This window comes from Luteolibacter sp. Y139 (assembly GCF_038066715.1).
Lineage (GTDB): Bacteria > Verrucomicrobiota > Verrucomicrobiia > Verrucomicrobiales > Akkermansiaceae > Haloferula > Haloferula soli.
In genome coordinates, this window is record NZ_JBBUKT010000006.1 from 119848 (window position 1) to 133685 (window position 13838).

At 62.0% G+C, this 13838-nt stretch carries 13 protein-coding genes and 1 tRNA gene; 5 read left to right on the forward strand and 9 right to left on the reverse strand.

Annotated features, from left to right (window positions below):
• Nucleotides 1-13: 13 nt before the first annotated feature.
• Entirely contained in the window at nt 14-709 is a 696-nt protein-coding gene (locus WKV53_RS16075; RefSeq protein ID WP_341406002.1) for a purine nucleoside phosphorylase YfiH/LACC1 family protein, read from the forward strand.
• The gene (ispE, locus tag WKV53_RS16080; RefSeq protein ID WP_341405795.1) at nt 706-1545 is read left to right on the forward strand and encodes a 4-(cytidine 5'-diphospho)-2-C-methyl-D-erythritol kinase; all 840 of its coding nucleotides are present in this window, start codon (nt 706-708) and stop codon (nt 1543-1545) included. Before WKV53_RS16075 ends, ispE begins: the two co-directional genes overlap by 4 nt.
• A gap of 17 nt (nt 1546-1562) precedes the next feature.
• On the opposite strand, the gene WKV53_RS16085 is transcribed toward ispE, so the two are convergent.
• The 5 genes from WKV53_RS16085 to WKV53_RS16105 all read right to left on the reverse strand — a co-directional run bounded on the left by WKV53_RS16085 (nt 1563) and on the right by WKV53_RS16105 (nt 9225).
• A complete protein-coding gene (locus tag WKV53_RS16085; RefSeq protein ID WP_341405796.1) occupies nt 1563-2072 on the reverse strand; it encodes a hypothetical protein in 510 nt (169 codons plus the stop codon).
• Nucleotides 2073-2080: 8 nt separating this feature from the next.
• A complete protein-coding gene (gene pyk, locus WKV53_RS16090) occupies nt 2081-3484 on the reverse strand; it encodes a pyruvate kinase (RefSeq protein WP_341405797.1) in 1404 nt (467 codons plus the stop codon).
• A 118-nt stretch (nt 3485-3602) separates the two neighbouring features.
• Entirely contained in the window at nt 3603-6764 is a 3162-nt protein-coding gene (locus tag WKV53_RS16095) for a hypothetical protein (protein ID WP_341405798.1), read from the reverse strand.
• Nucleotides 6765-6861: 97 nt separating this feature from the next.
• Entirely contained in the window at nt 6862-8784 is a 1923-nt protein-coding gene (locus WKV53_RS16100) for an alkaline phosphatase D family protein (RefSeq protein WP_341405799.1), read from the reverse strand.
• Between the two features lie 63 nt (nt 8785-8847).
• Nucleotides 8848-9225, reverse strand: coding sequence for a hypothetical protein (locus WKV53_RS16105; protein ID WP_341405800.1), 378 nt, complete (start codon nt 9223-9225; stop codon nt 8848-8850).
• 221 nt (nt 9226-9446) lie between these two features.
• Here WKV53_RS16105 and WKV53_RS16110 point away from each other — a divergent pair, with 221 nt between their 5' ends.
• Nucleotides 9447-9866 carry a hypothetical protein gene (locus WKV53_RS16110; RefSeq protein WP_341405801.1) on the forward strand — a complete coding sequence of 140 codons (420 nt, stop codon included), beginning with the start codon at nt 9447-9449 and terminating at the stop codon, nt 9864-9866.
• A gap of 50 nt (nt 9867-9916) precedes the next feature.
• Nucleotides 9917-10270: a hypothetical protein gene (locus WKV53_RS16115; protein ID WP_341405802.1), complete on the forward strand. Its 354-nt coding sequence runs from the start codon at nt 9917-9919 to the stop codon at nt 10268-10270.
• Between the two features lie 381 nt (nt 10271-10651).
• Here the strand turns inward: WKV53_RS16115 and WKV53_RS16120 are convergent.
• Nucleotides 10652-10727: transfer RNA gene (locus WKV53_RS16120), tRNA-Lys, on the reverse strand.
• Between the two features lie 80 nt (nt 10728-10807).
• Nucleotides 10808-11929, reverse strand: coding sequence for a lactonase family protein (locus WKV53_RS16125; protein ID WP_341405803.1), 1122 nt, complete (start codon nt 11927-11929; stop codon nt 10808-10810).
• Nucleotides 11930-12006: 77 nt separating this feature from the next.
• Here WKV53_RS16125 and WKV53_RS16130 point away from each other — a divergent pair, with 77 nt between their 5' ends.
• A complete protein-coding gene (locus WKV53_RS16130; RefSeq protein ID WP_341405804.1) occupies nt 12007-12426 on the forward strand; it encodes a secondary thiamine-phosphate synthase enzyme YjbQ in 420 nt (139 codons plus the stop codon).
• Nucleotides 12427-12445: 19 nt separating this feature from the next.
• Here the strand turns inward: WKV53_RS16130 and WKV53_RS16135 are convergent, their stop codons facing one another.
• Both WKV53_RS16135 and WKV53_RS16140 read right to left on the reverse strand, forming a co-directional pair.
• A complete protein-coding gene (locus tag WKV53_RS16135) occupies nt 12446-13015 on the reverse strand; it encodes a hypothetical protein (protein WP_341405805.1) in 570 nt (189 codons plus the stop codon).
• Between the two features lie 53 nt (nt 13016-13068).
• Entirely contained in the window at nt 13069-13818 is a 750-nt protein-coding gene (locus tag WKV53_RS16140) for an AraC family transcriptional regulator (protein WP_341405806.1), read from the reverse strand.
• Nucleotides 13819-13838: the final 20 nt, after the last annotated feature.

A 13838-nucleotide genomic window follows, 5' to 3' on the forward strand; every position in this document is an offset into this window, starting at 1 on the left:
ACGATTTGTGCCCGTGACGGAGGCGCTCTCTTTCCCCAATTCATTCCTGAAACCCCTCAATGCCTTGCCCGGAGTCCGGGCAGGGTGGGTCGGTCGTTTGGACAGCATCGAGGTGACGACCGATCGAGATGAAACCCTCGCTAACTTGCGCCCGCTCCATGAGGAGATCGTCCGGCGCGAGTTCGGTCGTGCCCGGTGGTGGCGTGCCGAGCAGGTCCACGGTAATGGCGTGGCCTTGGTTCCCGGGGCTGAGACCAAATTGGCTGGCGATGGCCTGCCCGTGGTTCCGGCCGTGGATGGTCTGATCACCGCGGCTCCCGGCGAGATGCTGGGCATTTACGTGGCCGATTGCGGAGCGATCTGGATGGCTGACCGCCGCACGGGAGCCGTGGGGCTGCTGCACTCCGGTAAGAAGGGCACCGAGCTGAATATCCTGGGTCGGGCGATTGCGCTGATGGGCGAGAAATTCGGCACCCAGCCGGCTGATCTGGTGGTGGTGCTGGGGCCGTGCATCCGGCCGCCGCACTATGAGATCGATTTCGCCGCCGAGATCGCCCGCCAGGCGGAGGCCGCCGGCGTGGGCGAGTTTCACGACGAAGGCGACGACACGGCCTGCGACCTGACGCGGCACTACAGCTACCGCGTGGAAAAAGGCTGCACGGGCCGGATGCTTGCGCTCATCGTCCGCGAGGAAATCGCCACCGCATGAGCGCCCTGACCATCGAAGCCCCCGCCAAGCTGAACCTGACCCTCCGCGTGCTGCGGAAGCGCGAGGACGGCTTTCACGAGATCGACTCGTGGATGGTGCGGTTGCCGGGGCTGCACGATACGCTGAATTTCACGGCGGCTGAGGCGGATGCCTTCACTTGCAACGATCCGAGTGTGCCGTCGGATGAGTCGAATCTGGTGCTGAAGGCGCTCGCGGCCTACCGTGCTGCGACCGGTTTTTCACAGCCGCTGGCGATTCACCTGGAGAAGCGAATTCCGCACGGGGCCGGGCTCGGTGGAGGGAGCAGCGATGCAGCGGCGACTCTTGCGGCGCTCGACCGGCTTCATGACCAGCCTCTGGGCACGGAGCGCCTGATGGAAATCGCGGCGACGTTTGGGTCGGACATTCCGTTTTTCCTCGGGCCGCCGTCAGCGCGGTCGACCGGACGAGGCGAAGTCATTGTCGCGGCGGATGCGCCGCCGCCACTGCCGGTGCTGCTGCTGAAGCCTTCGTTTGGCGTCGCGACTCCGGATGCCTACCGCAACTGCATGGGGGCGAAAGGGCTGGAAGGCGTGCGCTACGATGCGCAGGTGTTTCCGTGGGGGGAATTGGTCAACGATCTCGAGCGGCCTGTTTTCTGGAAGCACCTATTTCTTGCGGAAGTGAAGTCCTGGCTGCTGGCGCGTGAGGAAGTGGCCGGTGCCTTGATGAGCGGATCGGGATCTACGATGTTCGCCGTACTTCACGATTTGGCTTCGGCCGATGCCGTGATTACCGCGGCTCGTGCGGAGCTGGATTCCACGCTTTGGGCGTGGAGCGGCTTGATCGGAGCGTGATTCCTGGAAGCAAGCTGCTAACCGGCAATGTCAATTTCGGTGAGCTTGATGCTTCCATCGGGTTGTCGGGAAAAGACATACCACCGGGTCCATTCGAATTCCGAGGCAACCGGATTCTCGTAAGTGTAGGACACACGCCAACATTCACCTGCCACGCCCGCTTCGTGGAAACGTTCTGACTCCAAGTTTGATGCACTTGTGCCGAGCAGGGCTGTCGCCGCCTCTTCAGGGAAGAGGCCATCGAAATGGCGGATGAAGCTCTCCCGCTGGTTGATGCCTCCGAAGCCATCGAGCATTCCGATCATGGGGAAGCGGGTCATCCCGGCGATTTTCTCCGCGTTGCGCGCTCGCAACGCGGATTGGAACTCGTTCCAGAATGCGGCCGGCATTTTCCCGGGCTTTCCCAGTTCTGTTAGGCTGTGTCCGGACGGGGGAGCGATGGCTGATGAGGTCACGGACTTCTTGCCATCATGGCAGCTGACCAACGCAGTCGCCAGAGTGACCTGCCACACGATTCGGTATCGCATGAGCCTGCTTACGCGTGGTGCAGCAGGATTGAATTCGCAGCGAAGTGATCGGAGAGGATGTCCGAGACGATCACCAGTGGCGTGCCCGGGCGCACCAGGCCGGCGGAGCGGAGCGTTTCCACGGCACGCTGGATGGTTTCGTCGATCGTGGCGGCGAAGGGTAGCTTGAAGGCTTCCACATTTCGGGTGAGGGCGAGTTGGCGGCAGACGCGATCCTTCGGGGTGAAGGCGTAGAAGCCATTCGTGCGGGGGCGCAGCATGGCGGTGTGGTTCGCCATCACACCGCGTCGGGTGAGCACGATCAGGCGGGCGTCGGGAAGGGAATCCACGAGGGTGACCGCGGCACGCGCGGCTTTCTGGCGTTCATCGCGCAAGAGCACGCATTGGCCGAAGCCAAGGCCGCCGGTGCGCTCGATGCGCATGCTGATCTTCACCAGTGCATCGACGCAGCGCAGCGGGTGCAGGCCGACGCTGGTTTCGCCTGAAAGCATGAGGCAGTCAGCCTCTTCGTACGCGGCATTCGCCACGTCGGTGACCTCGGCGCGGGTGGGCGTCGGGTTCTGGATCATCGACTCCAGGAGCTGCGTCGCGACGATGACGCGCTTGCCGAGTTCGTGGCAGCGCTTCACGAGGCGGCGCTGGAGGATGGGCAACTCCTCGAACTCGACTTCCACGCCGAGATCGCCGCGCGCGACCATGATGACGTCGGTGGCCTGGATGATGGCGTCGATGTTGCGGATGGCTTCCTGGTCCTCGATTTTGGAAACGATCTGGGCTCCGCCTTCCAGTGCTTCCACGGCCTCGCGAAGTTCGCGGACGTGGGCGGCATCGCGGACGAAGGATCCGGCGATGTAGTCGGCATCGCACTCGACGGCAAGGGCCAGGTCGTTGCGGTCCTTGTCGGTCAGTGCGGGAAGATTGAGACGGGTGCCGGGGAGATTGATATGGCGGCGCGAGCCGAGTTTGCCGGCGGTCTTGCACTCGCAGATGATGCGGTCGTCCTTCTTGGTCTTGATCTCCATCAGCATGGTGCCGTTGTCGACGACCAGCGTGCGGCCTTCGGCGACATCATCCATGAGGCCGCCGTAGTTGACCGTGGTGGAGAGCTCGATCGAGGGGGCGGCATCGCTTTTCCGGAATTCGACGAGGTCGCCGATCTTCAGCTCGTAGGGCTTCTCCAGATCACCGGTGCGAATCGAGGGGCCGGTGAGGTCGAAGAGGACGGCGATGTGGGCGGAGCGTTCGGCAGCGGCCTTGCGCACCCGGCGGGCCATCTCGCGGGCCCACTCGTGCTTGGCGTGGCTCATGTTGAGCCGGAACACGTTGGTGCCGAGGTCGATCAGTTGGCCGATGGTTTCCTCCGACTCCGTGGCGGGGCCGAGAGTGATGATGATCTTGGTTCTGCGAGACATGGTCCGGGGCGAGCTTGGAAGGAGGGCGGGGGAGAGTCCAGCAGGGAGGCGTGCATCTTCCGTGCCGGTTTTGTGGCAGGAGATGAGGGGGATTCATTCCCCCGGTGGATTCGCTTTCCTACTTTTCCGCCAGCCCGCGCAGCCAATCCGTGGTGGCGGGATAGTGCCGGAGACCGGGGGATGCGGCGATCATCCCGCCGATGACCTGACTCCGGGTTTCTCGTGGGAGCTGACAGATGGTTTCTGCCGCCCGCTCGCCCAGGCGTTTGGCCCATTCAGCTCCTCCGGTGGATTCGTAGGGATAGGGACGGTTCACGATCGAGGCGATCCAGAGCCGAGCGCGCGTGGCCGGATCCGTCTCGCTCCATAGTGCCGTGACTTCCCGGGCCGCATGATAGCGCTGGAAGGCAGGCCCATTGAAACGGCCGCCTCCATAGTCGGCGCCATCGCCGTCTGCGACCGCCGGGCCTTCGGTGGCCATTTCGGCGATCCTCGGTGCCAAGCCGCGAAGATCCAGCGCGAGGGCGGCGAGAAACACGCCGTTCATCATGCCGTCATGTTGATGCAGGCAGGGAGTGACGAAGGCCTCCAGTCGAGACAGCCGGTCCGGCGATCCTTCAGTCAGGCGCAATAGGACATCGATACCGGAATCGAATCCGCTGAAGCCTCCTTCGCTTGCGCGGGTGATCTCGTCGAGATGAGCTGCCGCTCCAGGCAATCGGGACAGTGCTTCGATCGCCTCTGAATACGTATTTGCACCGGCGAAATCGCCCGTCTGCGGATCCTTCAGCTCGGCCAAGAGCAGGGGCATCAATTCCCTGGTGTCTGAAGGGGAGAGCTTAGTCCGGCCTAACAGAGTCATCGCTTCGCCGCGGCGAACGTAGTCCTCGGTGCGGTGACGGACGATTTCCATGAGCACCGGCACGCGGGCTGGAGCGGCATCGGGATCGTGCTCGATTTGAAATTCGGCGACCTCCATTACCAAATCGTTGAGGTCCTTGGGTGAGATCAATGCCAGAAGGTCCTTGGCGGCCCGGGGAGAGGCGGCGGCGAGGGTATTGAAGATGAGCTTTCGCTCATCCAGATTGGCCTGCTGGAACTCGCCGATCAGATGGTCTTTCCAGAGTTCGGGGAAGTTCCGGCGCAGGCGATCGAGCGCCCATTGTCCGTTGCCGCCCGCGGCCCGGACTTCCTTCAGAAGCAGCTTCGAGCTGACTGCAAGGCGGAGCTTTTCCAAGGCCCGGTCGACCGGTTCGCGAAGCACCGGGCCGGCAGCGAGTTCACGCTTTTCCTGGAGCTCCTGGTAGCGGTCATGGACCTTGCGATGATCCGATGCTTCATCGGTCCCGTTGAGGCCAAAGCGTTTATCGAGGGCTTCGAATTCCTTGTCTTCGGCTCCTGGCACGGGAAGTGAAGCCTTCAAGCGTTCCAGTGCCGGCTGAAGTTCGAGAAAAGCCTCTTGTCCGATGCAATCGACGAGATCCGCCAGCGCGGGGGCCGGGATCGGGTCCTTGAAATGACGATCGAGGCAACGACCGATGACGTCCGTGAGCTGATCCAGCGCCGGGGTATCGTGACGCGGTGTGAGGCGTTGATCGAGGGGTGTCATCAACGAACGCCGGTCGATCTCGGGGGCTACCTTCCATCGTTCGCTGAGATGCGCTGGCAACGCAGTATCGAGGAAATACTCCACCAGATTCAGGCATATTTGCGGCGTGTAGTCTTGATCCCATTGAGAACTGATGGAGATCCCCGCCCACACGGTGTCCCAAGTAATTTTCCGCGGAGTCGCTCCATCCTTCATGAAATAGAGCGAGCCGAAGCCGTCCGCGGTGGATCCACGGATTCCGTTCATGCGGTGGGAGTTTCTTTCGTCCGTGTTTGACCGGATCCGATCCAGCCAGAACAGCGTGTCGGCCAAGAAGCTCGCTTCTTTTTCCGAAAGAGGGATCAGACGAGCAGTGGAGCCGGGTTGATCGGCCAGGGGATTGCGGCCGACTGCCCCTTGCGAATTGTAGTCGGTGGCGATCAGCACCGGTGAGTCCACTCCGAAGCGTAGGGCAAAGATGTGTTTGCTGAAGCTATAGCATCCCGAGGAACTCCAATCATGCAGCCACCATCCGGACTTGGGTGGAGCGACGTGGTCCCGGTCATCAATCGCAAGTTTCCAAGTCCGGCGGTGGGTAGAGGTTCGATTGGCTTCCGCGAAGGCGAGTGCGGCATCCTTGGGTGACATTTCCCAGAAGCCGGGAGGCAGGGCGGTTTCCATCGCATCCTCCGGTCCATCGAAGGAATCGCGGTGCTTTTTACCCCGGCAGAATGCGAGCAACTCCGCGTCGCTCGCACCGTTCAGCGATTTGAAGTTGTAGGGCTTCCGTGTCGCCGGCGGAGGAGCGACCGGTTTGCCATCCCATGCTTCGCCTTCGAGAGGATAGTTCAGGCCGCCCGCTTTCGCGATCTGCTCCATCGTTTCGCCCGGCTGCATCACGCGGATGTGCGAGTGCTCCGGGATCTCGCCGGCGGAGTAGCGCTTCGCCGCGGGGTCCCAACGGAAGACGAATTGCCGCAGCGCGGCATCCGTGGCAGCAGTCTTCGGGCCGAAGGCGATCTCGACCCGCCCATCGCCTTCCTCATCGTAGCAGGTGTAGCCCCACTCGTTGATCTCGTCGGCTTGTTCGTGATGCCAATTGAAGATGACCTGAAGCAGTTTCTTCGGTTCGCGTTCGATTGTTGCCAGTTCGAAGACCTGGATTTCATGGTCATCCGCGCCTCTGACTTCGCTGCTGGAGAAATCCGCCAGCTCCAGGATCCCGTCGCCGTTGAAATCGAATAGATAGCCGTGCGTGATGGAATCGTCGCTGCCGAATGGGTGGATCTCATTGCCATCGGGCGCCAAGAAGAGCACCTGGTGGTCCAGGATCCGTGCCAAGGATGGCTCCAGTAGACCACCGACGCCGGGAGCTTTGCCGAACAATTCCTCGGGAGCGCTGATCTCATATTTGTCTCCAATGGAGAAGTTGCTCTGGAAGTCATATTCGGTATCTGCGGCGAGGATGTGGAGATCGCCGGTGCCATCCGTCTGGGGACAGAGGTGGAGGCGCCAGGTCACGAGTTTGCGCTCCTTGCCATCGCACTCCAGGAGGCGAGCCACTTCCGTGTCCCGGAGCTTCGGATCATTCAAGTTGGAGAGATCAGCCTTCCTCCACTGGTCACCTGCCCGACCGAAGCCGATGCAGGCCAGTCCGGTCAGCACCATCAGAAGGAGATGAAGGCGTCTCATGATCATGAAGAGGTAGCGGGAACAGAAACGCCGGACAAGCAGGCTCTCTTGGGAAAAAGCCATGCGGCGGGTTTTTGTCTTTCCCCCCATGGGCCGTTCAGGGAGGGGTCTGGACCCGCACCCGGTAGAGGCGCTTCGCGGGGAGGCCGCCGGTCAGGCTGCCATCGTCGGTCCATTGCTTGGGCGTGCCATCGCCGGTGACGGCTGGGGGCCCATTATTCCAAGCAATGAGATTGTTGCTATACTCGACCTGATAGATGCGTCCCGTCGATGTTGGATAGGTGATGGTGACGGGGCCGCTCGACGCGCGGGTGGCGGTCCATGGGAAGCGATCGCCCTTCAGCGGGTCGAGGTCGAAGAGATACTCGGCCATGGTGTCGTTGCCGTCGTGGTCGTCGTCGGCATTGTCGGGAGCATTGGCATCGCCGAGGTGCTGGAGCTTCCAGCTTTGATAGGGGGTCAGGTTTGAGCCGGTGGCCGTGGCGATGATCGAGGGGTCAGCTTCGATGGTGGCATTGACCGCGACCACCCGGTAGTCGTAGGAGGTACCAAGCTGCGCGGTGGTGTCGGCGTGCGTTGTCGCACCGGCCCCTAACAGAGCGAGCGATGTCCACGCGCCAACACCGGCGAGGCGGCGCTCGATGCGATAGCCGGTTTCGACGCCGGAGTCGTCCGTCCACTGGAGCAGCACGCCATTCGCTGGCTGCGCGGTGAGGTTCGTCGCCTTGCGGGGACGGACGGGTTCACCGGTGTGGGTGTAGGTTTTCCACGTGCTGACGGAGGTCGGCGAACTGGTGATGCGGCCGGTGTAGGTGGCGCTGACGGTGCCTCCCGTATCGCTGATATCCATGGTGCCGTAGCGGCCGTCTCCTGCGCTGGTGCCGCCGGAGTAGGGGCCGCCCTTGGTGGATCCGTCGCGGGCCAGCGCCGCGGCATGGAACACGGGGATGCGCACACCCGCAACGTAGGTCGCGGTCGCGCGGCCATCGTCATAGGCCAGCGCGTGCATGTCGCCGGAGACGATGATCACATTCTGGATCTTCTGGTCGCGGATGAACTCCAGCAATTCGGTGCGCTCGGTTTTATAGGAACCCCAGTTGTCGCCGGTGGAACTGCTGGAAATAAAGGGCAGGCCGCACATCCATACGATCATGGGACACTCGGCATCGCGGGCGGCGATGAGCTGGTCCTTGAACCATTGCTTCTGCACATCGCCCATCATCGACTTGTTCGCATTGTCAGAGTCCGAGTCGGGGTCACGGTCCGAGCGGAGGTCGGAGAGGATGAAATGCAGGCGTCCGCAATCGAAGGATTGATAGATCGCGGCATTGGGACCGCCAGCCGGCAACGGGAAATGCGGGACGCGCTCGCGATAGACCTGACGCGCGGCCTCGCGACCATCATTGGTGCGGTCGGAGCCGTTGCCGGAGAAGTCGTGGTCGTCCCAGATGTAGAAGGTCGGGACATTGCGGAAAAGGTTCGACTGCTCCGGAGACTCGGCGAGAACGCTCGTGTAGTTCTGCCGGTACGGAGCCGGATTGTTCACATCGGTGTCCTCATAGTGGAGGTCACCCATGTGGAGGAAGAACAGCGGATCTTCCAGCCTCGCCGCCTCGTAGGCGTCCTGGGGATTGGTCCATTCGCCACAGGAGGCGAAGGCGAAGCGGAACGATACAGCGCCCGGAGCGGGGAAGGTTTTGAACTTGCCGCCTTGCGCCGGTAGGAGTGTGCCATTCAGCTCAATCGCGTAGAAGTAAGCCGTATCCGGGGCCAAGCCTGTGACGCTGAGACGCACTGCGTTCCCTGCTGCCGCTTGTGAGATCACCGGCGCGGAAAAGACCGGGGAGGCCAACCCGGCCGTGGTGCTCACCGCGAGCCGCGTGGTGACGCCCGCTTGATTGAGCGGCACGGTGACTACCACTGAATTGGGAGTGGTTGCCCCGCACCATGGGGGCGCGATGGGTGCCTGGCCGCTGGCTACGGCGACGAGGCAAGCAGGGATGACGAGAGGAAGGCGCATCGATTTGGGGGGAGGGATGTTGCGGACCCGTAGGGTGAAGCATGAACCGGGCAAGCCGGTAAATCAATCGGAGTCGCCCGCGTCGATGGGTGAAGCAGCGGGTTTCGTCTCCTTGCCCGTGCCCGGCAGCTTGCCGCGCCAGCACAGGGAACCGGCCCAGCCGCCTGCCAAAGGTGAGAGGGCGATCAGGGGGATGAAGGAATCCCTCCAAGCCAGAGGGACGCCGAGGGTCATAAGGACGACGAATCCGATGAATCCGAAATAAAAAGCGACCGACCAAAGGACCGTCATCGACGTCTGCCGGAGGTAGTAGTTAGCGAGTGCCCACTTTCCGGTGCAGCCATGGTAGACTGCGATGAAGGAGAAGAGCAGCGGAAGTCCGGTGATGAACCAGTGGTAAACTTCTGGTGGCAGGATTTGAGGGCCTAACAGGGCCCACACTACGAGCAGGGTGAGCAGAACCGTGCCGCCGACGTAGTAAACGACGGCCCAACCGAGGATGCCGGCCCATTTTCGGAGGTTCAGAACTCGCGTTTAGCAGGCGATTCCGTGTCTTGCGAGAGTGAATCGGTTTCCGCTGAAGATAACAGGGAGGGGCGATGGAGGCTTTTGCGTGCCGGATTGCTTTCGGTTGGCGGTTTTGGTCGTATGGATCGCTGACAATGAATGGCGAAACCAAGCCACCTGATGATCCCGAAGCGGAGTCGGGCAAGGACCTGTGCAGCCGGTGCTTATTTCCGAACGAGCTGGAAGCTCCGTTCTGTGAAAAGTGCGGCGCTCCTTTGACGCCCTATGCGTCGACCGCGCCCTTCGAGTCGGTGCGGGCGGAGGGCGAACTTTACCTGCGGGCGGTCGAGCAACCGGGAAGTTTGGTGGTCGTTCTGGGGATGTGGATCATTTTCGCGCCCTGCTTGGTTGTTGGGGCCATCATTTCCTCGATGCCGTTGAGAGAGGACGGTTTTTCAATTTCCTTCATCGGGGTATTTGCGTTCCTCTTCGGCTCATTCGTTCTAACCGTATCCTCAGTGGTCCTTTTCAAGACGACGCGCAGCTACCTCAGAAGCCGGAGGAAGAACCGATGACCGCGCGCGGCCTGATCCGGTGGAAGTCCTTATGGTTTGGAATCGCTGTCATGGGATTCCTCGCCTTCGGCTGGATGCGCTCGATGAGCTACCATGACAATCTGTCGTGGAGCATGGGGACCGTGCATCATGGCATCAGCCAGCGAGTGGGAAGCATCGAGTTCTACCGGCTGATCTTCCCCGTGGCGATGGGCGATGGACTCAAGGTCACCACGCTGCGGCCCGACGATCCGCAGGGTGCAGGTTTTCCACCGGCTCTAGCGTGGAAGAGTGAAGGCGTCCCGGGCTTCGTCCAACACCATGGCGTTTTCGTCGCGCACTGGCTGCTGATGCTGCTCTTCCTTCTCCCGTGGCTCGGGTGGATTTTCTTGCGTGTTAGAAAGCAGGAGAAGCCAAGCTCGTGAGGCTGGCGAGACGTCTTGACAGTTTCCGGTGAATATGTTCAAAGGAACACATGTCGCTCGTTCCCCTTATTCTTCGGTCGCCGGAGCCCGGCGAACTTCCGCGTTTCGTTTCCGATCTGGCCAAGTGCCGGGTGGGAGACTGGCAGCGTCCTGAGCATGTGCTCGAATGGTGGGGACGGGGAGGAGTGCAGCGATTTCAACCGCCGGATCGCTTTGAATGCTTCCGGACCGGCGAGCGTGTCTGGTTGTTCCAGAGGGAACTTCATCCGGAGGGGAAGACCGTCAGGGGACAGCCTTGCTGGATTTGGCGCAGGATCTCGTGAGCCGTGATTCAGCGCAAAAGAGAAGGCAGGAGGTTTCCCTCCTGCCTTACTTTGAAAGTGGTACCCCGACTTGGACTCGAACCAAGGACCAAAAGATTAAGAGTCTTCTGCTCTACCAACTGAGCTATCGAGGCGTTGTGTCCTGCCTTGCGGCGGGGCCGGAAGGATGCATTTCGATCCGGGCGGCGCAAGAGGAATTTTGACACTTTTTCGGTCAGTTGGCGACCGGCAAAAACAGGATGCAGATGGGGTTCGGGCAAGACGTGGTGGCCTTGGGTTCGCCGAGCTTGCCGGTGGCTGGATCAAGCGGCAGGGAGGCGAGAGTATTGCTGTCCTGATGGGCGCACAGCAGCCACTTGCCATCGGGTGAGATGGTGAAGTGACGTGGGACCTTGCCACCGCACGGGGCGATCTGGACGGAGGTCAGCTTGCCGGTGGCGGCGTCACGCGAGAAGACGGCGATGCTATCGTGGCCGCGATTCGAGGCGTAGACGAACTTGCCGTTCGGATGGACTTGGACTTCGGCGGTAGTGCTTTGTCCGGACCAGCCCTCGGGGAGGGTGGGGACATCGCCGATGGGTTCGAGCGAGCCCTTGGCGTCGTCGAAGCGGCAGGCGGTGACGGTGTTGGCAAGCTCATTGACGATGTAGGCGTGCTTGCCATCCGGAGAGAATGAGAGGTGACGTGGTCCTGCTCCGGGAGCGGAAGGCGAGAAAGCAGGTTCATCGCCGCCGGTGGGCTTCGCGGTGGCGGCGTCGAAGGTGTAGGTCAGTACTTTATCGAGGCCGAGATCCGGGACTAACAGGTGCTTGCCGCGGAAATAGACCCCGTGGGCGTGGGGGCCTTCCTGGCGGCTTTTGTTAGGGCCCTTGCCGGCGACCTTGTGGGCGAAGCCGAGACCCTGCGGCAGGCCATCGGCGCCGAGCTTCAGGGCAGTGGTGGTGCCATCGCTGTAGTTCGCAGTGGCGAGAACCTGTCCCGAGGGATCGACGGCGAGGTGGCAGGGATTGTTTCCCTCCGAGGAGGCCTCGGTGACGAATTCCAGCGAAGGACCGGCACCGAGCTTGAAGACCGCCAGGCTTCCCTGGGGAAACTTCTCCGACTTGCCGACCGAATAGAGCAGGGGCTTGGTGGGATGAAGCGCGAGGAAGCCGGGGTTTGAGTATTTCGCGCCGACCTTCGCCTCGCCGAGGGCTCCGGTTTCCGGGTCGAAGGTGGAAAGATAGATGCCCTCGCTCTTTCCGCTGCCGCCGGAGTTGGTGCCGATGGCAATGGGCAAGGGGGCGGCAGTGGCTAGGGCGCTGACGGCGAGGAGAGCGAGGCAGGGTTTCATCATCGCGTCTCCTACCGGGCGAGGAGGTGAAATCCATCACAATCGTTGCGCGAAGCGGGTCATCGCGGCATATCCGGGCCATGCCCGCCCACGCCGAAGCCTTCGAAATCCGCACCCGCGGGAAGGGGACCTATCAGATCACGAGTGAGGTCGCGGGGATCGTGCAGCGCAGCGGGATTGAGACCGGGACGGTCACGGTATTCGTCCGCCATACGTCCGCGAGCCTGGTGATCATGGAGAATGCGGACCCGAGCGCACGGCGGGATCTGGAGGAGTTCTTCGAGCGGCTGGTGCCGGAGGATACGCCGTGGTTCGTCCACACGGATGAGGGGCCGGATGATATGCCGAGCCATATCCGGATGGCGTTGACGCGGACCAGTGAGGTGATTCCCATCATGGGTGGGCGGATGGTGCTGGGGACGTGGCAGGGGATCTTTCTCTTCGAGCACCGGCGGGCACCGCACCGGAGGGAGATCGTGGTGAGTGTAGTGGGAGAATGAATGGGTCAGCGGTCAATGGTCATTGGCCAGCAGGGAAGTTATCGAAGCAATCCTTGAAGCGGACCTGATACTTGTATGCTCCGTCCTCGAAGGTCAGGCCATCGTTCTTGAGCTCGATGAGTTTCAAGTCGCCGAAAAACGCGGGGTCGTCACCTCCCGCGTCGCGATGAATCGAGAGGTGATTGGGAATCAGACGCTCCGTTGTTTCTTCTCCCGGCTGCTTGAGCACTTGAAAGAGCTCCCGAACTTTCGGCACGTCTGCGGGGGTGGGGGAGCGGTAGATGAGCGTCCACTGGAACGGCTGAAGTCCCTTGGCCGCTTGTTCGCGGATCAGGACGCCCCTTCCATCCGGGCTGGCGTCGATGGCGTGAAGCCGGAGCTGAACTTCAGGGCGAGCTTTCGAGAATAGGAGCGTGGAGAAATCCTTGCCCGATCGAATCTCGTAGCGGGGATGCGGCTTCAAGCCGGGTTGGTCCGATTCGAAGAGATACTTCACCTGCAGGTGGTCCGTGTTGACCGGCTTCGGACGATCGGCGGCGAGGCATGCCGATGTAGCCGCGATTGCCGAGGCCGTGAGGATCCATCGCATGGCAGCGTCCAAACTATCCGCAAGCTGCGGCGGCGTCACGGACATTCCGGCCGCTATTGCCCCTGCATCTTCTTCCGGTAGGCCAGTGGGCTGATGCCGACGGCTTGCTTGAACTGCCGGGAAAAGGCCGACTGGTCCGAGTAGCCGCAGGAGAGGGCGATCTGGGCGATGACTTCGTTGGTGGTCGAGAGTCGCTCGCAGGCGGCATCGATGCGGACCTTCACGAGATACTGGCCGGCAGTGACGTGGAAGAGGGCGCGGATGCGTTGGTCGAACTGATAGATCGAGAGGCCGGCCATTTCCGAGAGCTGGGGCAGGCGGAGGGGTTCATCGAAGTGCTTGTGGATGTGCTCGATGGCCTTCGACATGGCGGCGAAGTCCTCCTGCCGGTCCTGGGGGCCGTGCATGTCGCGGGAAATGCCGCAGACGCCAATGATGCGGCCGTCCTTGGCCTTCACGGCTTCCTTGAAGGTGAGGCACCAGCCGCGGCGGCCGCCGGGGTAGAGGTGGAGCTCCAGGTGATCGCGGATGCCGTGGCCGGTTTTCAGGATTTCGCGGTCTTGGATGGCGAAGCCCTCGCCGAGCGGGGGCGGAAAGAGTTCCTCGGCGGTTAGGCCGATGGCGGCTTCCTTGTCCGGCAGGCCGCAGCGGGTGGCGAGGGTCTGATTGACCGCCATGTAGCGGCCGAAGGCGTCCTTCACGAAGAACACGATGTCGGGGACAGCGTCGAAAAGGCTGTCCACCGGCGGCATCCCGTCGAGGGATTCGAAGAAGGTCTTACGAAGTCGGGCGGCCGGCGTCATCTTGGTGAAAAGAATACGCT